19 protein-coding genes are annotated in these 22507 nt (G+C 68.7%); 5 read left to right on the top strand and 14 right to left on the bottom strand.

Translation table 11 applies throughout. The annotated features are described in order from the left end of the window. Positions 1-7: 7 nt before the first annotated feature. From FHR19_RS14560 to carA, 8 genes are all read right to left on the bottom strand, one after another. A complete protein-coding gene (locus FHR19_RS14560) occupies positions 8-1579 on the bottom strand; it encodes a peptide chain release factor 3 (RefSeq protein WP_184029801.1) in 1572 nt (523 codons plus the stop codon). A gap of 43 nt (positions 1580-1622) precedes the next feature. Next, on the bottom strand, positions 1623-2819 hold the full coding sequence (locus FHR19_RS14555; RefSeq protein ID WP_184029799.1) for an MFS transporter: 1197 nt from the start codon (positions 2817-2819) through the stop codon (positions 1623-1625). Between the two features lie 53 nt (positions 2820-2872). Next, positions 2873-3739 (bottom strand): aldose 1-epimerase family protein, encoded by an 867-nt coding sequence (locus tag FHR19_RS14550; protein ID WP_184029797.1) that lies wholly within the window; start codon positions 3737-3739, stop codon positions 2873-2875. Beyond that, entirely contained in the window at positions 3736-4371 is a 636-nt protein-coding gene (locus FHR19_RS14545; protein ID WP_343053281.1) for a rhomboid family intramembrane serine protease, read from the bottom strand. Before FHR19_RS14545 ends, FHR19_RS14550 begins: the two co-directional genes overlap by 4 nt. A gap of 8 nt (positions 4372-4379) precedes the next feature. After that, positions 4380-4856 carry a transcription elongation factor GreA gene (gene greA, locus FHR19_RS14540; RefSeq protein WP_184029794.1) on the bottom strand — a complete coding sequence of 159 codons (477 nt, stop codon included), beginning with the start codon at positions 4854-4856 and terminating at the stop codon, positions 4380-4382. 78 nt (positions 4857-4934) lie between these two features. After that, positions 4935-8258 (bottom strand): carbamoyl-phosphate synthase large subunit, encoded by a 3324-nt coding sequence (gene carB, locus FHR19_RS14535; protein ID WP_184029791.1) that lies wholly within the window; start codon positions 8256-8258, stop codon positions 4935-4937. Between the two features lie 2 nt (positions 8259-8260). Next, complete coding sequence (locus tag FHR19_RS14530; protein WP_184029789.1) at positions 8261-8569, bottom strand: hypothetical protein; 309 nt, start codon at positions 8567-8569, stop codon at positions 8261-8263. After that, positions 8566-9765: a glutamine-hydrolyzing carbamoyl-phosphate synthase small subunit gene (carA, locus tag FHR19_RS14525; protein ID WP_184029786.1), complete on the bottom strand. Its 1200-nt coding sequence runs from the start codon at positions 9763-9765 to the stop codon at positions 8566-8568. The genes FHR19_RS14530 and carA overlap by 4 nt, the downstream gene beginning before the upstream one ends. Before the next feature lie 141 nt (positions 9766-9906). On the opposite strand from carA, the gene FHR19_RS14520 reads away from it, so the two are divergent. After that, a complete protein-coding gene (locus FHR19_RS14520) occupies positions 9907-10359 on the top strand; it encodes a GatB/YqeY domain-containing protein (RefSeq protein WP_184029784.1) in 453 nt (150 codons plus the stop codon). A 97-nt stretch (positions 10360-10456) separates the two neighbouring features. Here FHR19_RS14520 and bla read toward each other — a convergent pair whose 3' ends face one another. Further along, on the bottom strand, positions 10457-11305 hold the full coding sequence (gene bla / locus FHR19_RS14515) for a subclass B3 metallo-beta-lactamase (protein WP_184029781.1): 849 nt from the start codon (positions 11303-11305) through the stop codon (positions 10457-10459). Then, on the bottom strand, positions 11302-13476 hold the full coding sequence (locus FHR19_RS14510) for a ComEC/Rec2 family competence protein (RefSeq protein ID WP_184029779.1): 2175 nt from the start codon (positions 13474-13476) through the stop codon (positions 11302-11304). The genes bla and FHR19_RS14510 overlap by 4 nt, the downstream gene beginning before the upstream one ends. A gap of 28 nt (positions 13477-13504) precedes the next feature. Between FHR19_RS14510 and gltX the strand changes: the two genes are divergently transcribed. Genes gltX through FHR19_RS14495 form a run of 3 tightly spaced genes read left to right on the top strand, consistent with a single transcriptional unit; the run spans position 13505 to position 16464 of the window. Continuing rightward, positions 13505-14956, top strand: coding sequence for a glutamate--tRNA ligase (gltX, locus tag FHR19_RS14505; RefSeq protein ID WP_184029777.1), 1452 nt, complete (start codon positions 13505-13507; stop codon positions 14954-14956). A gap of 13 nt (positions 14957-14969) precedes the next feature. Further along, positions 14970-16253 (top strand): citrate synthase, encoded by a 1284-nt coding sequence (gene gltA, locus FHR19_RS14500; protein ID WP_184029775.1) that lies wholly within the window; start codon positions 14970-14972, stop codon positions 16251-16253. 10 nt (positions 16254-16263) lie between these two features. Next, a complete protein-coding gene (locus tag FHR19_RS14495) occupies positions 16264-16464 on the top strand; it encodes a hypothetical protein (RefSeq protein WP_184029773.1) in 201 nt (66 codons plus the stop codon). Positions 16465-16470: 6 nt separating this feature from the next. Here FHR19_RS14495 and FHR19_RS14490 read toward each other — a convergent pair whose 3' ends face one another. Genes FHR19_RS14490 through FHR19_RS14475 form a run of 4 tightly spaced genes read right to left on the bottom strand, consistent with a single transcriptional unit; the run spans position 16471 to position 21182 of the window. After that, positions 16471-17796, bottom strand: coding sequence for a sensor histidine kinase (locus FHR19_RS14490; RefSeq protein WP_184029771.1), 1326 nt, complete (start codon positions 17794-17796; stop codon positions 16471-16473). Then, positions 17793-18872: a hypothetical protein gene (locus tag FHR19_RS14485; RefSeq protein ID WP_184029769.1), complete on the bottom strand. Its 1080-nt coding sequence runs from the start codon at positions 18870-18872 to the stop codon at positions 17793-17795. The genes FHR19_RS14490 and FHR19_RS14485 overlap by 4 nt, the downstream gene beginning before the upstream one ends. Before the next feature lie 37 nt (positions 18873-18909). Beyond that, positions 18910-20085 carry a hypothetical protein gene (locus FHR19_RS14480; protein ID WP_184029766.1) on the bottom strand — a complete coding sequence of 392 codons (1176 nt, stop codon included), beginning with the start codon at positions 20083-20085 and terminating at the stop codon, positions 18910-18912. Beyond that, entirely contained in the window at positions 20082-21182 is a 1101-nt protein-coding gene (locus FHR19_RS14475; RefSeq protein WP_184029764.1) for an anhydro-N-acetylmuramic acid kinase, read from the bottom strand. The genes FHR19_RS14480 and FHR19_RS14475 overlap by 4 nt, the downstream gene beginning before the upstream one ends. Before the next feature lie 83 nt (positions 21183-21265). On the opposite strand from FHR19_RS14475, the gene tyrS reads away from it, so the two are divergent. Further along, a complete protein-coding gene (tyrS, locus tag FHR19_RS14470; RefSeq protein WP_184029762.1) occupies positions 21266-22498 on the top strand; it encodes a tyrosine--tRNA ligase in 1233 nt (410 codons plus the stop codon). Positions 22499-22507: the final 9 nt, after the last annotated feature.

Here is a 22507-nt window from a genome sequence, read left to right as displayed (position 1 = left end):
GCGCCGCTTACCGCTCGCGCGTCGCCGCGAACTTCACCTTGGAATAGCGATCGGCGATATAGCCGACTTCCCAGGCCGACTTGGCGAGGAAGACGGGATTGTCGTCTCGATCGCGCGCCATCGCCGATCGGTTCTGATCCATGAACGCCTTCAATTCCGCCGGGTCCTCCGCGCTGATCCAGCGCGCGGTCTCGAAAGGCGCGGGCTCGAGGTTGGCGCCGACCTTGTACTCCGCGTCCAGCCGCGACAGCAGCACTTCGAGTTGGAGCTGGCCGACGACGCCGATCACCCAATTCGAGCCTATCTCGGGATAGAAGACCTGCGTCACCCCCTCCTCGGCCATGTCGTCGAGCGCCTTGCGAAGCTGCTTGGTTTTGGTGGGGTCTTTCAGGACGACGCGGCGCAGGATTTCCGGCGCGAAGTTGGGCAGCCCGGTGAAGCGCACGCCCGGCCGCTCGGACAACGTATCGCCCACCCGCAACACGCCGTGGTTGGGGATGCCGATGATGTCGCCGGGATAGGCCTCGTCTGCCAGCTCGCGCTCGCGGGCGAAGAACAGGATCGGCGAGTGGATCGCGATCGGCTTGCCATGGCCGCTCGGCGTGAGCTTCATGCCACGCTTGAAGGTGCCCGAACACAGCCGCATGAACGCGATGCGGTCGCGGTGGTTGGGGTCCATGTTCGCCTGCACCTTGAACACGAAGCCGGTGACTTCGGGGTTCGCAGGGCTGACCGGCGCAGGCTCGGCCGGCTGCGGGCGCGGCGGCGGCGCATGTTCGGCGAGCGCGGCGATCAGCGAATCGACGCCGAACTCCTTGAGTGCCGACCCGAAATAAACCGGCGTCAGGTCGCCGTTCCGATACGCCTCGACATCGAAGGGCGCATAGCCGGCCATGGCAAGCTCCGCTTCCTCGCGCAACTTAGCGATGCCGGCGGGCGACAGATGCTCGTCGAGCAACGGATCGTCGAGCCCGGAAACCTCGATCACCTTGCCCAGAAACTCGCGGCTCGCCCCCTCGGGCAGGAGCAGGCGATTGCCGACGAGGTCGTAGATCCCCTCAAACTCGCCGCCCATGCCGACCGGCCACGTCATCGGCGTCACGTCTAGCGCAAGCAGCTCGGCGATCTCGTCCAGCGTCTCGTAGACCGGGCGGCCCTCGCGATCGACCTTGTTCACAAAGGTGATGATCGGGACCGAGCGGAGGCGGCAGACCTCGAACAGCTTGCGCGTCTGGCTCTCGATGCCCTTGGCGACGTCGATCACCATGACCGCCGAATCGACGGCGGTCAGCGTGCGGTAGGTGTCCTCGCTGAAATCCTCGTGGCCCGGCGTATCGAGCAGGTTGAAGGTCACCCCCTCCCGCTCGAACGTCATGACCGAGGAGGTAACGGAAATGCCGCGCTGCTGCTCGATCTTCATCCAGTCGGAGCGGGCGCGGCGGGCGGCGCCCCGCGCCTTGACCTCGCCGGCAAGGTGGATCGCACCGCCAAACAGGAGCAGCTTTTCAGTGAGGGTCGTCTTGCCGGCGTCAGGGTGCGAGATGATCGCAAAGGTCCGGCGGTCGTCGTAGTGGCTCATCGTCCGCCGCCCCTAGCGGCTATTGCCGCGGGACGCGAGGGGGTCAGGCGGTCGCCGGCACCGGCGCCCCCTGCCGCTCGATCAGCATCGAGACCGCGAGGAAGAGGAGGCCGCCGAGCGCCAGCAGTGCGCCGACCCAGCCGGTCGAGGTCCAGCCGAACCCCGCCGCGATCGCCATGCCGCCCAGCCACGGCCCGAGTGCGTTGGCCGTGTTGAACGCCGAATGGTTGAGCGCGGCGGCCAGTGCCTGCGCCTCGCCCGCCACGTCCATCAGGCGGGTCTGAAGCACGGTGCCCAGCGCCCCGCCAATCCCGATCGCCAGCGCGCCGAGGCACAGCGTCCAGAGCGTGCCGGTGGCAAGCGGCCACATCAGCAGCGCGATCGTCGACCAGATCAGCAACCCGGCGGCAGTCGGCAGCAGCGCCCGGTCGGCGAAGCGCGGCACGATCAGATTGCCGCCGGTCATGCCGATGCCGAACGCGGCAAGCGCGATCGGGATCGCCCCCTCGCCCACCTTCGTCACCTCCAGCATCGTGTCGGCGAGATAGGTGTAGACCGCGAACATGCCCCCGAAACCGATCGCGCCGGTCGCCAGCGTCAGCCAGATCTGCGGCTTGCCGAGAGCCTTGAGCTCGCGGGTCGGGCTCGCCGCCGGATCGGGCTCGTCGCGGGGCGCGAGGACGAAGACGAGCAGCGCGGTCGCGAGCGCAAGGCCGGCGACCAGCGCGAATACCCAGCGCCAGCCCACTGCCTGTCCCAGGAAATTGGCGACCGGCACGCCCACGATCGTCGCGGCAGTGAGGCCCAGCATCACGCGCGCCACTGCCTTGGTCCGCTGCTCCGTCGGCACCAGCCCGGCCGCGACGAGCGCCGCGATCCCGAAATAGGCGCCGTGCGGCAGGCCGGCGAGGAAGCGGAAGCCGAGCATCTGCTCGTAACTGCCCGCCAGCCCCGACAGCCCGTTGCCGATCGCGAACAGCCCCATCAGCGCGACAAGCAGCAGCCGCTTCGAATAGCGCGCCGCGAGGATCGCGAGGACGGGCGCGCCCACCACCACGCCAAGCGCATAGGCACTGATCGCGTGCCCCGCGGTCGTCGCGTCGATGCCCAGGTCGCGAGCGAAAAAGGGAAGCAGGCTCATCGTCGCGAACTCGGTCGTACCGATCGCGAAGCCACCCACGGCGAGCGCGAGGTGAATGAGGCCAACGGGGGCCTGACGGGCTTGGATGAGCGCTGGCATCGGCCGGAGATCGTGATGCTGCACCGCAGCGTCAACTGCGCGCGCCGCAACCGTCAATGCGTCAGCGTTATCCGCATCTCGACTGACCAGCGAGCATCGGGCGACAACCGCTTGATTCCGGGCTTTTCCCAGATGTCGCCGGCGAACCCCTCGGGATCGGCAATCCCGTGCCACGGCTCGACACATACGAATGCGGCACCGGGCTTGGTCCAGATGCCCAGCATCGGCGTGTCGGGAAAGTCGATGCGAAGCAGCCGCGCGCCCTCGACGCCGTAAAGCACCGACTGGCTCTCGATCGCCGGCCAGACCAGCGCATCGACCGCAAACAGCTCGTCGGTCAGTGCCAGCGTCCGCCCGTCGAGCGGACTTTCCCGGTCGGCGGGGCCGATCACCGCGCCGGGCATGATCCGCACCAGCTTTGACGGCTCCTCGCGCTCGAACTCGATCCGGTGCCCGGCGCGTGGGCGGCCATAGGGAAGCGGCCAGGCGAAGGCAGGGTGGAAGCCGATGCTGGCTGGCAGGTCGCGATGCCCATTATTGTGCACCGTCACCGTCGTCGTCAGCGTCGCGCCCTCAATCGCGTGCCGCACGTCAAGCGCGAAGGCGAACGGGTAGACCGCGCGCGTCTCGTCATTGTCGGTCAGTCGCAGCGTGACCGCATCGGTTGTCTGTTCGATCACCTCGAACATCGACCGCCGGGCGAAACCGTGCTGCGGCAATGCATATTCTTGGCCGTCCAGCCGATAGACCCCGTCCCTCAGTGCCCCGACGATGGGAAACAGGATCGGCGCGTGGCCGGTCCAATAGGCCGGATCGGCGTCTGTCATCAGCTCTCGCCCGTCGCCGTCGCGAAGCGATACGAGCTCGGCGCCCAGCGGGTCGATCCGCGCCGACAGGCCGGCGCCGCCGATCGCGATCATGCGCGCCGCCAGTGCCAGCGCATCAGCGGCCGGGCGAGGATCACGCCGACGACGAACCCGCCGACATGCGCCGCACCCGCCACGGGCATGTCGGTCCCCGCGCTGACATAAGTGACAAGCAGGTTGATCGCGGTCCACGCCGCGATCAGCCACGCGCCCTGCACGACCTGCGCCGAAAACGGGCCGACCGCGCGGGTGCGGTTACGACTGTAGAGCACCGAATAGGCACCGACGATCGCGGAAATCGCGCCGCTCGCCCCGATCATCGGGGATGCGGATACCGGGTCGATCGCCCATTGCGCCGCCGCCGCGCCTATCGCGCCGACCAGATAGAGCGCCGCGATCCCCTTCGCCCCCAGCGCCCGCTCCGCCGACATGCCGGTATAGCCGAGCATCAGCAGATTGAAGCCGAGGTGGAAGAAACTGGCGTGGACGAGGGTCGCGCTGAACGGCGTCAGCCACACGGGCAGCAGGTCCGACTGGTCGAGCAGCGGAAACGCGTCACCAATCCGCGCGGGTATGAACCCGGCATAGATCGCCGCATAGCCGACCAGATCGGACAGGATCAGGACTGCGCCCGCGATCCCCGTCACGATGGTGATCGCGGCCGTTGCGGGCGCGCGCGTCAGCACGTTATGACTCAGATGAACTCGATCTTCGACACGACGTAATAACGATCGCCGGCGGGCACCGACACCTCGACCTCGTCGTCGAGGCGGCGCCCAATCAGCGCGCGACCGAGCGGCGAATTGTAGCTGATGCGGCCGGTCTTGGCATCCGCCTCGGTCTGGCCGACGATCTGGTACTTCACCGCCTTGTCGTCCTCGTCGAGCAGAGTGACGGTCGCGCCGAACACGACCTTGTCACCCGACAGGTCGCGCGGGTCGATCACCTGCGCGCGGCTGAGCTTGTCCTCGATATCGGCGATCGACGCCTCGATCTGGCCCTGCCGCTCCTTCGCGGCATGATATTCGGCGTTTTCCGACAGGTCGCCGTGCGCGCGCGCTTCCTCGATCGCATCGACGATCAGAGGGCGTTCCGCCTTCAACCGCTTCAGCTCGCTGGTGAGCTTGTCATAGCCCTCCTGCAGCATCGGCATCTTCTCGACGGTCGCCATACTCGGTTCCTTCAACAGCCCCTTTTCGCGCGGCTTCTTGTCGAAACCGCCCGCACACCAAACCAATTGTTATGGGGATTAATCGTGCGAGCGCGAATAATAGGCTTGTAACGACCGCACTTCAAGGGACTGGCTCTCCATCGCCGCGATCCCACGCGCCGCCGCGACGCTGGCGGGCGCGGTGGTGAAGTACGGCACCTTCATGTTGAGCGCGGAGCGGCGGATGTCGGCCGAATCCTTCAGCGACTGCCACCCCTCGGTCGTGTTGAAGATGAGGTCGACGCTGCCGTCGAGGATGCGGTCGACGATGTGCGGGCGACCCTGCGCCACCTTATTGACGCGCTCGACTGCGATACCCTGTCCCGCGAGGAAATTGGCGGTGCCGCCGGTCGCGATGATCGTAAAGCCTTGCTCGGCGAGCAGCTTTACGCCGGGGAGCACGACCGTCTTGTCGCTATCCTTGACGCTGACGAACAGCGTCCCCGACTTGGGCAGGACGGTGCCCGCGCCGAGCTGAGACTTGGCGAAAGCGGTGGCGAAATCGCGATCGATGCCCATGACTTCGCCGGTCGACTTCATTTCCGGCGAGAGGACGGGATCGACGCCGGGGAAGCGGGCGAAGGGGAAGACGGCTTCCTTGACCGCGATGTGGTCGACATGGCGGTCGATCGGCGGCAGGTCGGCGAGCTTCTCGCCGGCCATCACGCGGCTGGCGATCTTGGCGATGGGCACGCCGATCGCCTTGGCGACGAAGGGCACCGTGCGGCTGGCGCGCGGATTGACCTCGATGAGGTACACTTCGCCGTCCTTCACCGCGAACTGGATGTTCATCAGGCCGACGACGCTGAGCGCCTTGGCGAGCACCGCGGTCTGGCGCTCGATCTCGGCGATCACGTCGGCGGGCAGGCTGTAGGGGGGCAGCGAGCAGGCGCTGTCGCCCGAATGGACGCCGGCTTCCTCGATATGCTGGAGCACGCCCGAGACGGTAACATCAGTGCCATCGCTGATCGCGTCGACATCGACCTCGATCGCGTCGCGCAGATACTGGTCGATCAGGACCGGCGCATCGCCAGAGACTTGGACGGCGGTCTGGATATAGGCCTCCAGCTGCGGCGTGCCGTCGACGATCTCCATCGCGCGGCCGCCGAGCACGTAGCTGGGGCGCATGAGGACGGGATAGCCGATGCGTTCGGCGACCGCGATCGCTTCCTCGCGGCTGCGGGCGATGCCGTTGGCGGGCTGCTTGAGGCCCTGCTTCGCGACCAGCGCGGCGAAGCGCTCGCGGTCTTCGGCCAGGTCGATCGCGTCGGGCGAAGTGCCGAGGATCGGGATGCCGGCGGCTTCGAGCGCACGCGCCAGATTGAGCGGGGTCTGCCCGCCGAACTGCACGATCACGCCGACGAGCTCGCCGTTCGCCTTCTCGGTCTCGAGGATTTCGAGCACGTCCTCGGCGGTCAGCGGTTCGAAATAGAGGCGGTCGGACGTGTCGTAGTCGGTGCTCACCGTCTCCGGGTTGCAGTTGACCATGATCGTCTCATAGCCCGCATCCGCCAGCGCGAAGCAGGCGTGGCAGCAGCAATAGTCGAACTCGATCCCCTGCCCGATGCGGTTCGGCCCGCCGCCGAGGATCACGATCTTGCGCCGGTTGGTCGGCTGGCTCTCGTCCTCCGGCGCGCCGAATATCGGCGCTTCGTAGGTCGAGTACATGTAGGGCGTCTTCGCCGCGAACTCTGCGGCACAGGTGTCGATGCGCTTGAACACCGGCCGCACGCCCAGCTTGTGGCGAAGCTCGCGCACCTCGCTCTCGGTCACGCCGCCGGTCATCGCCTTCACCGCTTCGCGGATCAGGCCGCCGCGCGCCTGGAAACGGTCGCGCAGACCCGCCGAGGTCATCGACAGATAGCCGAGCCGCTTGTCGCTGAAGCCCATGGCCTTGAGCCGGCGCATGCCGGCGGCGTCGCGCGGCAGGCCGTGCTCGATCACTTCGGCTTCGGCATCGACGATCTCCTTGATGCGGTTGAGGAACCACGGATCGTACTTGGCGATCGCGTGGACTTCCTCGACCGACAGGCCCTCGCGCAGCGCCTGCGCGGCGACGAGCAGGCGGTCGGGCGTGGCCTGGCTCAGCGCCGCCTCGATCTCCGCCTTGGGCGCGCCCTTCAGATGCTCCACGTCGTTGAAGCCCGACAGGCCGGTCTCCAGGCCCCGCAGCGCCTTTTGCAGGCTTTCGTGGATCGAGCGGCCGATCGCCATCACCTCGCCCACCGACTTCATCGCAGTCGACAGGAGCGGCTCGGACCCCTTGAACTTCTCGAACGCGAAGCGCGGGATCTTCGTCACCACATAGTCGATCGTCGGCTCGAACGACGCGGGGGTGGCGCCGGTGATGTCGTTCTCGATCTCGTCGAGCGTGTAGCCGACCGCCAGCTTCGCCGCGACCTTGGCGATGGGGAAGCCCGTCGCCTTGGACGCCAGCGCCGAAGAGCGACTGACGCGCGGGTTCATCTCGATGACGATCAGGCGGCCGTCCTTCGGATTGACCGCGAACTGGACGTTGGAACCGCCTGTTTCGACGCCGATTTCACGCAGCACGGCGATGCTCGCCGAGCGCATGATCTGATATTCCTTGTCGGTCAGCGTCAGCGCCGGGGCGACGGTGATGCTGTCGCCGGTATGGACGCCCATCGGGTCGATATTCTCGATCGAGCAGACGATGATGGCGTTGTCGGCGCGATCGCGCACGACCTCCATCTCGTACTCCTTCCAGCCGAGCAGCGATTCCTCGATCAGCACCTCGGTCGTGGGGCTGGCGTCGAGGCCCTTGCGGACGATCTCGACGAACTCCTCCTTGTTGTACGCGATACCGCCGCCGGTGCCACCCAAGGTGAAGCTGGGGCGGATGATTGCGGGAAGACCCGTCTTCTCGAGCCCTTCGAGTGCTTCCTCGACAGTGTGTGCGATCGCCGAGCGGGCGGATTCCAGCCCGATCTTGTCCATCGCGACGCGGAACTTCTGCCGGTCCTCGGCCTTGTCGATCGCCTCGGCATCGGCGCCGATCATCTTGACGCCGTACTTCTCGAACGTGCCGTCGTGGAACAGCGCCAGCGCGGTGTTGAGCGCGGTCTGGCCGCCCATCGTCGGCAGGACGGCGTCGGGCCGCTCCTTCTCGATGATCTTGGCGACGATCGCGGGGGTGATCGGCTCGACATAGGTGGCGTCGGCGAGTTCCGGATCGGTCATGATCGTCGCGGGGTTGGAATTGACGAGGACGACGCGATAGCCCTCCTCCTTCAACGCCTTGATCGCCTGCGTGCCCGAATAGTCGAACTCGCACGCCTGCCCGATGACGATAGGCCCCGCGCCGATGACGAGGATCGAGGAGATGTCGGTGCGTTTGGGCATTGTTATTGATCCATCCCGCAAATCGGGGGGTTGGTGACGACAGCCACTTCAAGGCGCTTTGCCTGTGCTGAATAAATGAAGCCGCCGATGTCTCGGTATTTGGCTTGCCGACCAACGTAGATCGACACGCTTCGGCGATTACTTCGGGTCACGTCCGCCTTGATTTCCCAGCCAGCCGGCAACTTGGCGGACAGCAATGATTCAACGTCGCGCGGCGCGCCCTTCAATTTGACGAAGGTCTCGGCGGTACGAGCTGTGGGTGCTTCAGGAGCAACGCATTGCTCAACTACGACTGGAACAAGCGCAATCATTGCTTGGCCGCCAGCATCCCCACGAACCGCTCGAAGAGATAGAAGCTGTCCTGCGGTCCCGGCGACGCCTCGGGGTGATACTGCACGCTGAACGCGGGGCGGTCGGTGAGTTCGAAGCCGGCGTTGGAGCCATCGAACAGCGACACGTGCGTCTCGCGCGCGGTCTCGGGCAGCGTTTCGGTCACGACCGCGAAGCCGTGGTTCATGCTGGTGATCTCGACCACATTGTCGGACAGGCGCTTGACCGGGTGGTTGGCCCCACGATGGCCCTGATGCATCTTCGTGGTCTTCGCCCCCACCGCCAGCCCGAGCAGCTGGTGGCCGAGGCAGATGCCGAACACCGGCATCTTTGCCTCCAGCACCTGGCGGATGACGGGGACGGCGTACTCGCCGGTCGCGGCGGGGTCGCCGGGGCCGTTCGACAGGAACACGCCCGCGGGCTTCAGCGCCATCACCTCATCGAACGTCGCGGTGGCGGGCAGCACCGACACTCGCGCACCGGCGGCGACGAGATTGCGGAAGATGTTGCGCTTCGACCCATAGTCGATCGCGACGACGTGCGGCCGGTCGCTCTCGTCACCCGCGGGCCGGTCGGCGCCGTCCTCGACGCTGTCGTCATAACCGGCGCCGAGCCGCCAGAGGCCGCCCTCCCAGCCGTAATGCGTCGCGGTGGAGACCGACTTGGCGAGGTCCATGCCCTCGAGGCCGGGCCAGGCGCGCGCCTCCGCCAGCAGCGCGTCCACGTCGAACTGGCCGCTCGGCGAATGGGCGATGACGGCATTGGGCGCCCCGCCCTCCCGGATGCGGCGGGTCAGCGCGCGGGTGTCGATGCCGGCAAGGCCGATGCGCGCGTGCGCCTTCATCCAGTCGTCCAGCCGCTCGGCCGAGCGGAAGTTCGACGGCTCGGTCACGTCCTCGCGCACGATCATGCCGAGCGCGTGGGGGTCGTCGGCCTCGATATCCTCGGCATTGGTGCCGACATTGCCGATGTGCGGGAAGGTGAAGGTGACGATCTGCCCGGCATAGGAGGGATCGGTCATCACCTCCTGATAGCCAGTCATCGCGGTGTTGAAGCACACCTCGCCCACCGCCGCGCCCTCTGCGCCGAACCCGCGGCCCCAGATCACCTCCCCGGATGAGAGGACCAACACCCCCGTAGCTCCTTCAGGCGCGGCAAAGGGCGTGGCGTCGGCCATGGGGCTGGCTACTCCGTAAAACAGGTTGGCGATGTCGCTAAGCCGCGTCCGCTAGACCTCGGAGCCCACCCCGTCAACCGGGTGACGGGCGTGGCCGCGTCCGCTAGGCGTCACGGTTTCCGCTTTACCGAAGAGACGAACATGATTCGCGACGACATCAAGGCCGCGCTCGTCACCGCCATGAAGGGCGGCGAGAAGGAGACGACCGGCACGATCCGCCTGATCCAGTCGGCCATCAAGAACCGCGATATCGAGGCGCGGACGGGGAGCGCCCCGGCGGACGACGACGCGCTGGTGGTCGAGGTCCTTCAGAAGATGGTCAAGCAGCGCCGCGAATCGATCGAGATGTACGAGAAGGGCAACCGCCCCGAACTCGCCGCCGCCGAAGCGGCCGAGGTGGCGGTGATCGAACGCTTCCTCCCCCGCCAGATGGACGCGGCCGAAACCGCGGCGGCGATCGAGGCGATCAAGGCGGAGCTGGGCGCGACCGGCATGAAGGACATGGGCCGGGTGATGGCCGAGCTGAAGGCGCGCCACGGCGCGGTGCTCGACATGAGCAAGGCGAGCGCCGCGGTGAAGGCGGCGCTGGCCTGATCCTTCATCCTCCCCCACAAGGGGGAGATGGCAGCCGAAGGGTGACGGAGGGGGCGGGCAGCGAGCGCTCCGAACCCTCCCCCTGGCGGGGAGGATTTCAGACGCCGCCCTTCGCTCTCTGCCGGGCATATTCCTTCTCGAACGCCCCCTTCGTCGCGGCGAGGCGGCGCGGCCACTCGCTCGGATCGACGAACGCCGCGGTGTTGCCCTTCACCTGCCGCGCGCGTTTGGCCGCGAGGTCGAAGGCGCTGGCGTGGAAGTTGACGAAGATATCGGGCCGCATCGGTGCCAGCCGCGCAAAGCTGCGGCGGAAATCGGCGGCGGCGGTGGGATAGCGGCGATTGCCGACAAGCCGCTGGTCGGCGACCGACAGGCTGCACGCCAGCAGCACCTTGAGCGGCCGCCCCCGCCCGATCGCCGGATCGCGGACGGTCGTCGTGAAGCTGGTGCAGCCGGCGGTGTGCCCCGGCGTCGCGAGCGTCGCGATGCGGGTCGCGCCGACCTCCACCACCTCTCCGTCCTTCAGCACATGATCGACCTTTACCGGCGCGAACGGCGTCAGGTCGTCGCGATCGGTCGCGCGGCCGGTCTCCAGCGTTCGCCGGTCCGCCCCGCTCGCCCATAACGGCGCGCCGGTCGCGGCCTTCAGCCCGGCGAGCCCGTCGGCATGGTCCCAATGCGCGTGGTTGATGAGCAGGCGCTTCACGTCGCGCTCGCGAAAGCCGAGCTGGCGGATGTTCGCGCGGATCTGCGGCACGCTTTCGGACATCGCGCCGTCGATCAGGACATGGCCCTTCGACTCGGTGAGCAGGTAGGCGGCAAGCTCGCTCGTCCCGACATAATAGAGGTTGCCGGCGATGCGGAACGGGGCTTGCGGGCGGTTCCACTCGGCGCGCTGGTCGGATTGCAGCGCGGCGAGTGCGATGAGGGCGAGGGTGCGGATCATCGCTTCGGCGTGCCCGATCGCCTGGGGCGCGGCAAGCGCGGCGGGGCGACGCGAACCGGGTTCAGCCACGGCTGGTCGCCCGGCCGCGACACCCTGGTCACGCGGGGCCCGTCGAGGTCGATCGACACGCCGCCGGTCTTCGCCAGCATCGGCCGGTCGAGCCGCAGCCAGCGGGGGTTGCAACCGCGCGGCAGGCGACGATCGCTGATAACGATGTCGCTCGTCCGGCACAGGCGGATCATCGCGGCGATGGGGATCAGGTCGAAGCTGCGCGTCGCCGCCACCCGCCATCGCCGCCCGCCCGTGGTCAATGTCGCGGTACAGGCGTCGCGGCTGCACCGGGCATCGCCCGCATCGTCGATCGCGCCGAGTTCGCCGTCGATGCCGGCGGCTTCGCCAAGGATGCCGCGCACATACTCCCCCGCCCGCTCGCGCAGGACGCGCATCGAGCCGTCGCTGCCCCTAATCGCGACATGGCGACCGTCGCCGGTGACGATCAGCTCGGGCGTCGGCGCCGCCACGGCCATCGCCCCGCCAAGCGCAAAGGGCAGTGCCCCGAACCACCGCCACCGCGTCCGCCAGAGCGCGATCCACAGCCCGCCGGCGACCATCAGCGCGAAGGCGGCATTCGGCATCGTCGGCAGCGCCGCAACCGATCCGGGGGCCGAGGCAACGGTATGCGAAAGCCAGAGCAGCCCCTTCAGCGACACCTCGACCACCCACCAGACCGGCGCGCCGAGCCCGCCGGCATCGAGCACCAGCGCCAGCGCCTCTGCCGGCATCACGACGAAGGTCGTCAGCGGGATCGCGACGAGATTGGCGACCGATCCGTAAAGCCCAGCCTTGTGGAAATGGAACAGCCCGATCGGCATCAGCACCAGTTCGATGACGAGCCCCGTCAGCAGCAGTGAGCCGAGCCCGCGCAGCAGCCGCCACCCCCGCCCCTCCTCACGCGGGCCGAACCAGCGGGCGATCATCGAGCTTTCATGCAACGCGACGATCGCGGTGACGGCGGCGAAACTCAGCTGGAAGCTCGCCGACGCGATCGCCTCGGGCCAGAGGACGAGGACGATCAGCGCCCCCGCGGCGACCAGCCGAAGCGTGATCGCCTCCCGCCCCAGCGCCAGTGCCGCAAGCACGATCAGTGCGGCGACGAGGCTGCGGACCGTCGGCACCTCCGCGCCCGTCAGCCAGGTATAGAAGCCCGCCACCCCCGCCGCGATCAGCGCCGCTACGACGGGCAGGCGAAAGCGGATCGCCAGTACCGGAAAGAGGGCCAGCAATCGCAGCGCAACGAGCATCGTCGCGCCGACGACGGCGGTGACGTGCAGGCCGCTCACCGACAACAGGTGCGCGAGGCCCGCGCGGCGCAGCGCCTCGTCATCCTCGGGCGCGATCGCGCCGCGGTCGCCGGTGACGAGCGCGGCGGCGATCCCGCCCGCGCTGCCCTCGACCCGGCCATGGATGTGACGGGTCAGGCGATCGCGCAGCCCGTCCGCCTCGCCCCCTGCCCCCTCGGCCTTCACGGCGCTGAGCGAAGTGCCCGTCGCGCCCAGCCCCGAAAACCACGCGACCCGCGCGAAGTCGTAAGCCCCCGGCACCGCCGGTGCGGCGGGCGGCATCAGCCGCGCCTTCAGCGTGACGCGCGACCCGATCGCGATCCCGGTGGGCAGCTTCGTCGCATCGACATTGACCCGCACACGCGGCGGCAGATCGCCCCGTCCCGACGCCAGTGTCAACCGCACGATCCCGCGTGCGGGCAGCCGCTCGATCCGCTCGACCGGCGCGGCGAGGTCGACGACCGCCGGCCGCGCGAGCACCGGCGCCGCCACCCGCTCGGCCCGCCACCAGATCAGCGCGCAGCCGAGCGCCGCCGCCAGCGCGCCAACCGCGATCATTCGAGGCGACCGCCCGCCCCGTCCCAGCGCGAGCGCCGTCGATGCCATCGCAAGGCAAAGGAGCACGAACGCCGCCCACTGGCCCTGCCACGGCAATACCAGCCATGCCGTCATGCCGCCGCCCAGTGCCACCGGCAGCCACAGCGGCAACTGGTCGCGCTCGGCTTCCAGCCAGCGCTCGATCGGCGGCCACGGGTTGAAGGCCGGTCGCCACGCCCCGATTTGAAGCGTGCCGGGGTGCGTGCTAGGGGCGCCGCCGGGCCGAGAAGCCATCACCTGTTCAGCTTGGGAGCATCTGCGCGTGGGCGCAACCGATCATAAAGCCGCCGACACCGCTGCCCCCGTGGTCACGCGTTTCGCCCCGTCGCCGACGGGGTTCCTGCATATCGGCGGCGCGCGCACCGCGCTGTTCAACTGGCTGTTTGCGCGCCATCACGGCGGCAAGTTCCTGCTGCGCATCGAAGATACCGACCGCGCGCGCTCTACCCAGCCGGCGATCGACGCGATCCTCGAGGGCATGCGCTGGCTCGGTCTAGACTGGGACGGCGAGGCGGTGTTCCAGTTCGCGCGCGCCGACCGCCATGCCGCGGTCGCGCATCAGCTGCTCGCCGCCGGCCACGCCTATAAATGCTATGCCACGCCCGAGGAGCTGACCGCGCTACGTGAGAGCCAGCGCGCGGCGGGCAAGCCGATGCGCTATGACGGCCGCTGGCGCGATCGCCCCGAGAGCGATGCGCCTGCGGGCGCGCCCTTCGTCGTGCGGCTCAAGGCGCCGACCACGGGCAGCGTCACCATCCCCGATCGCGTGCAGGGCGACGTCACCGTCAACAATGCCGAGCTGGACGATTTCGTGCTGCTCCGCTCGGACGGGACGCCGACCTACATGCTCGCCGTCGTCGTCGACGACCACGACATGGGCGTCACCCACGTCATCCGCGGCGACGATCATCTCAACAACGCCTTCCGCCAGCTTGCGCTCATCCGCGCGATGGACGCGGTCGTGGGCGGCTGGCCCGACCCGGTCTATGCCCATATCCCGCTGATCCACGGGTCGGACGGCGCCAAGCTGTCGAAGCGGCACGGCGCGCTGGGGGTCGAGGCGTATCGCGACGAGCTCGGCATCCTCCCCGAGGCGCTGGGCAATTACCTCCTCCGCCTCGGCTGGGGGCACGGCGACGACGAGATCATCAGCCGCGAGCAGGCGGTGGAGTGGTTCGACCTGGCGGGCGTCGGCAAGTCGCCGTCGCGCTTCGACCAGAAGAAGCTCGAGAACCTCAACGGCCTCTATATCCGCGGCGCCGACGATGCGCGGCTGGCCGAGTTGACCGCCGCGCGCCTTGGCGTCGATGAGGCGGGCCGGACGACTATCGAAACCGCGATGCCGGTATTGAAGCTGCGCGCCGCCAACCTCAACGAGTTGGCCGACGGCGCGCGATTCCTGTTTGCGGTTCGGCCGCTGCCCATCGACGAAGATGCGCGTCCGCTGCTCGAGGGTGGAAACACCGAGGTTCTTGCTGCGTTGCACACCGCACTTGACGCGCTGCCGCACTGGGATACGGAAGCGCTCGAAACGGCGGTACGCGGGGTCGCCGAGACGCGCGGGATCAAGCTGGGCGCGGCGGCACAGCCGCTGCGTGCAGCGCTCACCGGGCGGCGGACCTCGCCGGGTATCTATGACGTGCTGGCATTGCTCGGCCGTCAGGAAAGCCTGGCACGGATCGCAGACCAGATGGCCGTCACGGCCGACCGATAGGAAGGAAACGCGAATGAGCGACACCACCGGCCAGACGTTGAAGATCGGTGAAAAGGACTATCCCGTCCGCAGCGGGAGCGTCGGGCCGGACGTCGTCGACATCCGCAAATTCTATGCCCAGTCGGGCATGTTCACCTACGATCCGGGCTTCACCTCGACCGCGAGCTGCGAGTCGGCGCTGACGTACATCGACGGTGACGAAGGCGTGCTCCTCCATCGCGGCTATCCGATCGGACAGCTCGCCGAGCAGTCGAGCTTCATGGAAGTTTCGTACCTCCTCCTGAACGGCGAGCTGCCGTCGAAGGACGAGCTCGACAAGTTCATCTACACGATCAGCCGCCACACGATGCTGCATGAGCAGCTCGCGCAATTCTATCGCGGGTTCCGCCGCGACGCGCACCCTATGGCGGTGATGTGCGGCGTCGTCGGCGCGCTGTCGGCCTTCTACCACGATTCGACCGACATCGCCGATCCGCACCAGCGGATGATCGCCAGCCACCGGCTGATCGCCAAGATGCCGACGATCGCGGCGATGGCGTACAAATATTCGATCGGGCAGCCGTTCCTCTATCCCGACAACTCGCTGTCCTACACGGGCAATTTCCTGCGCATGACGTTCGGCGTTCCGGCCGAGCAGTATGAGGTCAATCCCGCGGTTGAGCGGGCGATGGACCGCATCTTCATCCTCCACGCCGATCACGAGCAGAACGCGTCGACCTCGACCGTCCGGCTGGCGGGTTCGTCGGGCGCCAATCCGTTCGCGTGCATCGCGGCGGGCATCGCCTGTCTCTGGGGTCCGGCGCATGGCGGCGCGAACGAGGCCGCGCTCAACATGCTGCGCGAGATCGGCACGCCCGACAAGATTCCGGAATATATCGCCCGCGCCAAGGACAAGAACGATCCGTTCCGCCTGATGGGCTTCGGCCACCGCGTCTACAAGAACTACGACCCGCGCGCGACCGTCATGCAGAAGACGGTGCGCGAGGTGTTCGACGCGCTGAACGTCCAGGACCCGCTGTTCGAGACCGCGCTTCGCCTCGAGGAAATTGCGCTCAGCGACGATTACTTCATCGAGAAAAAGCTGTTCCCGAACGTCGACTTCTATTCGGGCGTGATCCTGTCGGCGATCGGTTTCCCGACGACGATGTTCACCGTGCTGTTCGCGCTCGCCCGCACGGTGGGCTGGGTCGCACAGTGGAACGAGATGATCTCGGACCCAGAGCAGAAGATCGGTCGCCCGCGCCAGCTCTACACCGGCCCGACGCAGCGCGACTACGTGCCGCTCGGCCAGCGCTGAGGATCGGAGGATGCGGCGACTTCGCCCGATACTCTCGGTCGTCGGGCTGGTCGTCGCGCTCATGGGCATCCTATGGATGCTCCAGGGGCTCGGCGTGATCCGCTGGCCGGCGTCGAGCTTCATGATCGGTGACCAGGTATGGGTGACGATCGGCTCGGCAGTCGCGGCGGCCGGGGTGCTGCTGATCCTGATCGGTCGCCGGCTTCGATAAGGCCGATCAGCCTTCGGGCAGGGTGAGCTTGAAGCGCGCGCCCTGCCCCGGCTCGCTCTCCACCGTCACGTCGCCGCCCATCGCGCGCGCCAGCCGCCGGGCGATATAGAGGCCGAGGCCGTTGCCGCCCGGCTCGCTCGCATCGACGCGGCCGAACTTGTCGAAGATACGCGCCTGATCCTCATGCGCGATCCCGCGCCCCTGATCGGCGACGGTGACCGAGGCGCTGCCCTCTCCCCCATCCAAGCGAAGCCATACGACGCCGCCGCGCGGGCTGTAACGCACCGCATTGCCGATCAGGTTGACGAGGATCTGAAGGGCGCGGCGAAACTCGCCGATCGCCGGAAGCACGTCGTCCATCGCCGGACGGTCGATCCGGACTTCCGCATTGGCCGCCCGAACCGCCAGCAGCCCGGCGGCGCGGCGAGTCACGTCGGCCAGATCGATCGTCTCGCTGGCGATGGCAAAATCGGGTCGCTCGATCGCCGACAGATCGACCAGATCGTCGACCAGCCCCATCAGGTGCCGTGCGGCGCTCGAGATATCCTGCGCATATTCGACATATTCGGGGCGAACCGGGCCGTCTGCCTGGGCGCCGATCGAATCGGCATGCGCGACGATGCGTTGCAGCGGGGTGCGCAGCGCGCGGTCGAGGCGGTCGGCGAATTGCTCGCCGAACGCCGGGGTGGCCTCCACCACCGGTTCGGCGGGCGCGGCATCGACGAAGCGGCCGGTCCCGACGAAGCCGGCGAAGACGCCGCCGCCATCGACCTGTGCGCGTCCGCTCAGCCGGATCGCACGGCCATCGGCGGCAATCCGCGCGGGCTGATCGGCAAAGCTGCCGCGCGCCGCGGCAGCCGACAGGAGCGGCAACAGCGCCTCGTCGGTGGTGAGGTCGAACAGGCGGGTCAGCGGCTGGCCGATCGCGGCGGCGGCGTCGAACCCCTCGCCCGACAGTGCGGTCACGAGCATCGCCGCGTCGCTTTTCCAGAAAAACTGCGCCTCGGCTGCATCGAAACGGTGGGCATCGCGCGGGGCCGGCGACGGCTCGGGCGCACGATCGCGCCAGCCGCTGACTTCGACGCGGATGCCGTCGGGTTGCGGGCGGGCGCGGATCCAGAGCTCCACGTCATCCTCGCCATCGGCGACGACCGCGGGGCGAGCGATGACGATGCCGAGCCGGCGCGACAGCCGCGCGAGTTCGCCGATCGCCGGCAGTGCCAGCGGCTGTCCGATGCCGCCGCCCGCCGACGCGTTGAGCGCCGCGATCCGCGGATCGGCCTCGACCAGGCGCCCTTCGCCGTCGATCAACGCCGCGGCCATGTCAGTCATCGGACGGTCTCTCCACTCGCACGCGCGGCACGGAACGCCGCCGGCAAGCGCAGCGCGGCGGTCGCCAGCACGGCGTCGGCGACGGGTAGCGACATCACCGCATCGAGCTGATCGGCGAAGCGTTCGACGTCGCGGCGATGATCGGCCTCGCACAAGGCAAAGCCGATCCGCGCGATCGATTCGCGCGGCAGATCGAGGCTACGCAGCAGCAGCCACAGGCGCGGGTCGGCGGGCTCGGTCATCAGCACGCGAACGCTGTCGAAGCTGGTGCCCGCGGCATGGGCGATCAGCGCCGCGAGCAGCACGACACGGCGCTCGGCAAGCGCGTGGTCGAGCGCGCCGACCAGCGCCCCGCCGCGCAGATCCGCGACCGCGGCAAGGCGCGTCGCCGCCGCCTCCAGACGCTCGCCCTCGTCCGCCTGTGCCAACGAGTGGGCGGCGCCATCGGCCAGCGCGCGGTCGAGCGCGGCGCTCGTGTCGGTTAGCGGCGGGCGTGCGACATCGGCGATCGCCGCCGCGATCCACCAGGTGAACGCCGCCTGGCTCTCCGCCGGCAGGTCGGTGGCATAGGGGGGCTGATCGGGGGGCGTGCGGCGACGGCTCTCGGCTTGACGCAGCGCCTCGCCCGCGCGCTCGGCGGCGCGGCCCTGCCACGGCTCGGGCGCCTGCTCGATGAGGCCGGTCGGCAGGCCGTCGCCGATCAGGTCCAGCGTCACGCGGTCGATCAGATCGCCGGCAATCGCCTCGTCGGTGCCCAACCGCGCCTCGATCGACGCGATGAGATGACAGGCATCGACACGCGACAGCGCGGCCGCGCCGCCCTCATCCACTTCGGTCAGGCGGCGGAGCGCGAAATCGTGAATGTCGGCACCGATCGTGCCGACGATCGCGCGAATCAGCGTGCGAAGCGCGGCACGGCGGCGGTCGTCGAGCCGCGCCGCATCGGGGATCAGCAGGTCGCGGATCGCCGCGCCGCGCAACCGGCGCACGAGCGCGGCCGCCCCATCGGCCTCGGCCAACAGGGTCGCTACGTCGGCGGGGGTGCCGCCAAGGGGGTCGGTCGGGTCGATCGACATCGTGGGGACGTTCTAACCGACTGTCGTTAAAGAGGCGCTAAGCCTTGGCGCGCAAGCTTTCGACGACCGCGCCCAGCGTCACCATGGCATAGACGGCGATGACGGCGAGCCCCGCCCACGAAAAGCCGGCCAGCGCAAAGGGCGCGAGGATCAGAGGGTAGCCCGCCGGGCTGCCCCACCACCAGGATGCGCGCGCGCCGCTGCGCTCGCCCATCCCCGCCGCCGCCACCGCGACCGCGGCCAGCACCACCGGGGTGAGCGTCGCATCCTGGACCGAGGCGGCGACGCCCGTCGCTAGCACCGTGATCGCCGCGATCAGCGCGATCGCCGCCTCTTGTGCCAGCGCGCGCCGGTCGTCGCCGCGCAGCCAGCTGAGCAGCGATCCGGTCGACAGCGACGCGATGCCGAACAGCGACAGCAGCACCCCCGCCCCGGCGCTGCCGAACCACGCCGCGGCAAGCCCGGCCACGGTCAGCACGCCCGCCGCCGCCGGCGCCGCCCAGTGCGGCAGGCCGCGTGCGGCCAGCTTCGGGAGCGCGAATCGCGAGACGGGCGTGAACACGAAGCGGTCGGGCCAGCCGGTCCGCCCGTTGGCGAGTGCCGCCAGCACCGCATTGCCGCGGCTGGCGAGCGCACCGGCATTGCGTTCGACCCCGTGGCCCGCGCGCTTGGCGGCGACGGGCAGTTGTACCTGCGCCGCGCCGCCCGCCACGACGACGCGCAGCAGCGTCGACTGGAAATCATATTCGCGCGGCATCCCCGCGATTTCCTTAAGCCGCGTGGCACTCAGCGCCGCAAGCCCCGCCCAGACATGGCCTGCATCGACCCGCTCCACCGCGGCGGGCGAGGCGGCTTCCGCCGTCACCATCAGCGTGTCGGGCTGGGCAAAGGCGATGGCGCGCATCGCCTGATCGGTGGTGACGAGCGAATCGGCAACGACGACGATGCTGGCGAGCGGATGCGCCTTGGCCGCGGCTTCCTCGGCCGAGCGGACGACATCGACCGCGACGCCGCGCCGGGCGATGCGATTGACTGCCGCCAGCAGCGCGGGCGTGACGCGCGCGACGGCGATCATGAGCTGCCCTGCGCCGCAGCCGATCAGCAGCCGCGCCTGATACTCGATCAGCGTCATGCCGCCGAACGGCGACGTCGCCGCCAGCGCCTCGCCGCGGTCCTCGGCGGCTTCGGTCGCGAAGATGAGGCCAGCGATCATGCGCACGCCCGGTGGACGACGCCGCCCGTCATCGGTTCTGGCGCGCCGGTGGTGCCGGGGAAGCTGATCGGCAGGCCCTTGAGCGCCCGCACCGCCATATAAGCGAACCCCTCCGCCTCCAGCGCGTCGCCGTTCCAGCCAAGCGTGTCGGCGGGCTCGGGCGTCAGGCCGGTCCGCTCGGCGATCATCGCCATCAGCGTCGGATTATGCCGGCCGCCGCCCGCGACGATCAGCCGCGTCGGCCGGGTGGGGAGCAACCGCAACCCCTCCGCCACGGTCTGCGCCGTGAACGCGGTCAGCGTCGCAGCCCCGTCCGCCTCGGCTAGGCCGCGAGCGGGCTGGACGGTGAAGTCGTTGCGATCGAGCGACTTGGGCGGCGCCATGTCGAAATAGGGATGGTCAAGCATCGCGGTCAGCACCGCCTCATCCACCCGCCCCGCCGCCGCCAGCGCGCCGCCTTCGTCGAAGCGAGCCCCGCGCGTTTCGCCGACCCAGCTGTCGATCAGGCCATTGGCCGGGCCGGTGTCGAACGCGATCAGCGTGTCGCCGTCGATGTACGTGACGTTGGCGACCCCGCCAAGGTTGAGTACCGCCACCGGCCCCGTCTGTCCGGCGACCAGCGCGCGGTGATAGACGGGGAGCAGCGGCGCCCCCTGTCCGCCCGCGGCCACGTCGGCGCTGCGCAAATCGGCGACCACGTCGATCCCCGTTGCCGCCGCGAGCGCCGCGCCGTCGCCGAGCTGCCACGTCCAGCCGCGATCCGGGCGGTGCGCGATCGTCTGGCCGTGAAAGCCGATCACCGCCACGTCGTCGGCACCCGTTTCGCGAAGCAGCGTCGCAACCGCCTCGGCATGAGCGGCGCCAACGCGAGCCTCGGCTCGCTCGATCAGCGGATCGGCGCCCGGCGATGCCATCGTCAGCGCCCGTTCGGTCGCCGCCATCAATAGCTCGCGATCCTCGGCCGACCACTCGATCGCGACGAAGCCCAGCGAGCGCACCTGCCCCTCGCCGTCGGTTTCGATCAGCGCGGCATCGATCGCATCGAGCGAAGTGCCCGACATCAACCCGATCGCCTTCACGCACGCACCCTTGTCCATCGCTTTCCTCTAGCCGCCGCGCGGGCGAAGTCGAGACGTCCCCCCTCGCACCGCGACAATTTCATGCTATCGGCGCAGGCATCATGAGCGAATACCGGTCCAAGCTTCTTCGCACGCTGTCGGCGCGCGGCTATATCCACCAGGTCACCGACGCGGCGGCGCTCGATGCGCTGGCCGAAAAGCAGATCGTGCCCGGCTATATCGGTTTCGACCCGACCGCGCCCTCGCTCCATGTCGGCAGCCTCGTCCAGATCATGCTCCTGCGCCGGATGCAGCAGGCGGGGCACAAGCCCGTCGTGCTGATGGGCGGCGGCACCGGCAAGATCGGCGACCCGAGCTTCAAGGACGAGGCGCGGCGGCTGATGACTGACGAGGTGATCGCGAGCAACGTCGCGTCGATCAGGACGGTGTTCGACCGCTTCCTGACCTTCGGCGACGGGCCGTCGGATGCGGTGATGGTCGACAATGCCAACTGGCTCGACAAGCTCGAGTACATCCCGTTCCTGCGTGACATCGGCCAGCATTTCTCGGTCAACCGGATGCTCAGTTTCGATTCGGTCAAGCTGCGGCTGGACCGCGAGCAGTCGCTGAGCTTCCTCGAATTCAACTACATGATCCTCCAGGCCTATGATTTCCGCGAGCTGTCGCGGCGGCTGGGCGTGCGGCTCCAGATGGGCGGGTCCGACCAGTGGGGGAACATCGTCAACGGCATCGAGCTGACGCGCCGCGTCGACCGGACCGAGGTGTACGGCGTCACCACCCCGCTCATCACCACGGCCGATGGCGGCAAGATGGGCAAGACGATGTCGGGCGCGGTCTGGCTGAACGAGGATGCGCTGCCGGCGTACGACTATTGGCAGTTCTGGCGGAACACGCACGACGCGGACGTTGGCCGGTTCCTGCGCCTGTTCACCGACCTGCCGCTCGATGAGATCGCGCGGCTGGAGGCGCTGGGCGGGGCCGAGATCAACGAGGCGAAGAAGGTGCTGGCGGACGAGGCGACGGCGATGTGCCGCGGCCGCGACGCCGCGGTGCTGGCGGCCGAGACCGCGCGGCGGACCTTCGAGGAAGGCGCCGCGGGCGAGGCGCTGCCGACCCACGCCGTCGCCGGCGAATCGATCGCCATCGTCGATGCGCTCGTCGCGCTTGGTTTCGCCGCGTCGAAGGGCGAGGCACGCCGCCTCATCAAGGGCGGCGGCGCACGCGTGGACGGCGTCAAGGTCGAGGATGAGGCGATGGTCATCACCGTCGACGGCGCCGACGTGCGCGTGTCGGCGGGCAAGAAGCATCACGGGCTGTTGATCCGGCAAGGGTAACGTCGCGTT

This window comes from Sphingomonas yantingensis, assembly GCF_014199325.1.
Classification (GTDB): Bacteria; Pseudomonadota; Alphaproteobacteria; order Sphingomonadales; family Sphingomonadaceae; genus Sphingomonas; species Sphingomonas yantingensis.
Note: the sequence above shows the minus strand (reverse complement) of the source record. Positions and strands in the feature narration are given on the sequence as shown.

Excerpts from the sequence above, each read along its gene's own strand:
- FHR19_RS14560 (WP_184029801.1), bottom strand. The coding sequence starts at position 1,579 with ATGAGCCACTACGACGACCGCCGGACCTTTGCGATCATCTCGCACCCT.
- FHR19_RS14555 (WP_184029799.1), bottom strand. The coding sequence starts at position 2,819 with ATGCCAGCGCTCATCCAAGCCCGTCAGGCCCCCGTTGGCCTCATTCAC.
- FHR19_RS14550 (WP_184029797.1), bottom strand. The coding sequence starts at position 3,739 with ATGATCGCGATCGGCGGCGCCGGCCTGTCGGCGCGGATCGACCCGCTG.
- greA (WP_184029794.1), bottom strand. The coding sequence starts at position 4,856 with ATGGCGACCGTCGAGAAGATGCCGATGCTGCAGGAGGGCTATGACAAG.
- carB (WP_184029791.1), bottom strand. The coding sequence starts at position 8,258 with ATGCCCAAACGCACCGACATCTCCTCGATCCTCGTCATCGGCGCGGGG.
- FHR19_RS14530 (WP_184029789.1), bottom strand. The coding sequence starts at position 8,569 with ATGATTGCGCTTGTTCCAGTCGTAGTTGAGCAATGCGTTGCTCCTGAA.
- carA (WP_184029786.1), bottom strand. The coding sequence starts at position 9,765 with ATGGCCGACGCCACGCCCTTTGCCGCGCCTGAAGGAGCTACGGGGGTG.
- FHR19_RS14520 (WP_184029784.1), top strand. The coding sequence starts at position 9,907 with ATGATTCGCGACGACATCAAGGCCGCGCTCGTCACCGCCATGAAGGGC.
- bla (WP_184029781.1), bottom strand. The coding sequence starts at position 11,305 with ATGATCCGCACCCTCGCCCTCATCGCACTCGCCGCGCTGCAATCCGAC.
- FHR19_RS14510 (WP_184029779.1), bottom strand. The coding sequence starts at position 13,476 with ATGGCTTCTCGGCCCGGCGGCGCCCCTAGCACGCACCCCGGCACGCTT.
- gltA (WP_184029775.1), top strand. The coding sequence starts at position 14,970 with ATGAGCGACACCACCGGCCAGACGTTGAAGATCGGTGAAAAGGACTAT.
- FHR19_RS14495 (WP_184029773.1), top strand. The coding sequence starts at position 16,264 with ATGCGGCGACTTCGCCCGATACTCTCGGTCGTCGGGCTGGTCGTCGCG.
- FHR19_RS14490 (WP_184029771.1), bottom strand. The coding sequence starts at position 17,796 with ATGACTGACATGGCCGCGGCGTTGATCGACGGCGAAGGGCGCCTGGTC.
- FHR19_RS14485 (WP_184029769.1), bottom strand. The coding sequence starts at position 18,872 with ATGTCGATCGACCCGACCGACCCCCTTGGCGGCACCCCCGCCGACGTA.
- FHR19_RS14480 (WP_184029766.1), bottom strand. The coding sequence starts at position 20,085 with ATGATCGCTGGCCTCATCTTCGCGACCGAAGCCGCCGAGGACCGCGGC.
- FHR19_RS14475 (WP_184029764.1), bottom strand. The coding sequence starts at position 21,182 with ATGGACAAGGGTGCGTGCGTGAAGGCGATCGGGTTGATGTCGGGCACT.
- tyrS (WP_184029762.1), top strand. The coding sequence starts at position 21,266 with ATGAGCGAATACCGGTCCAAGCTTCTTCGCACGCTGTCGGCGCGCGGC.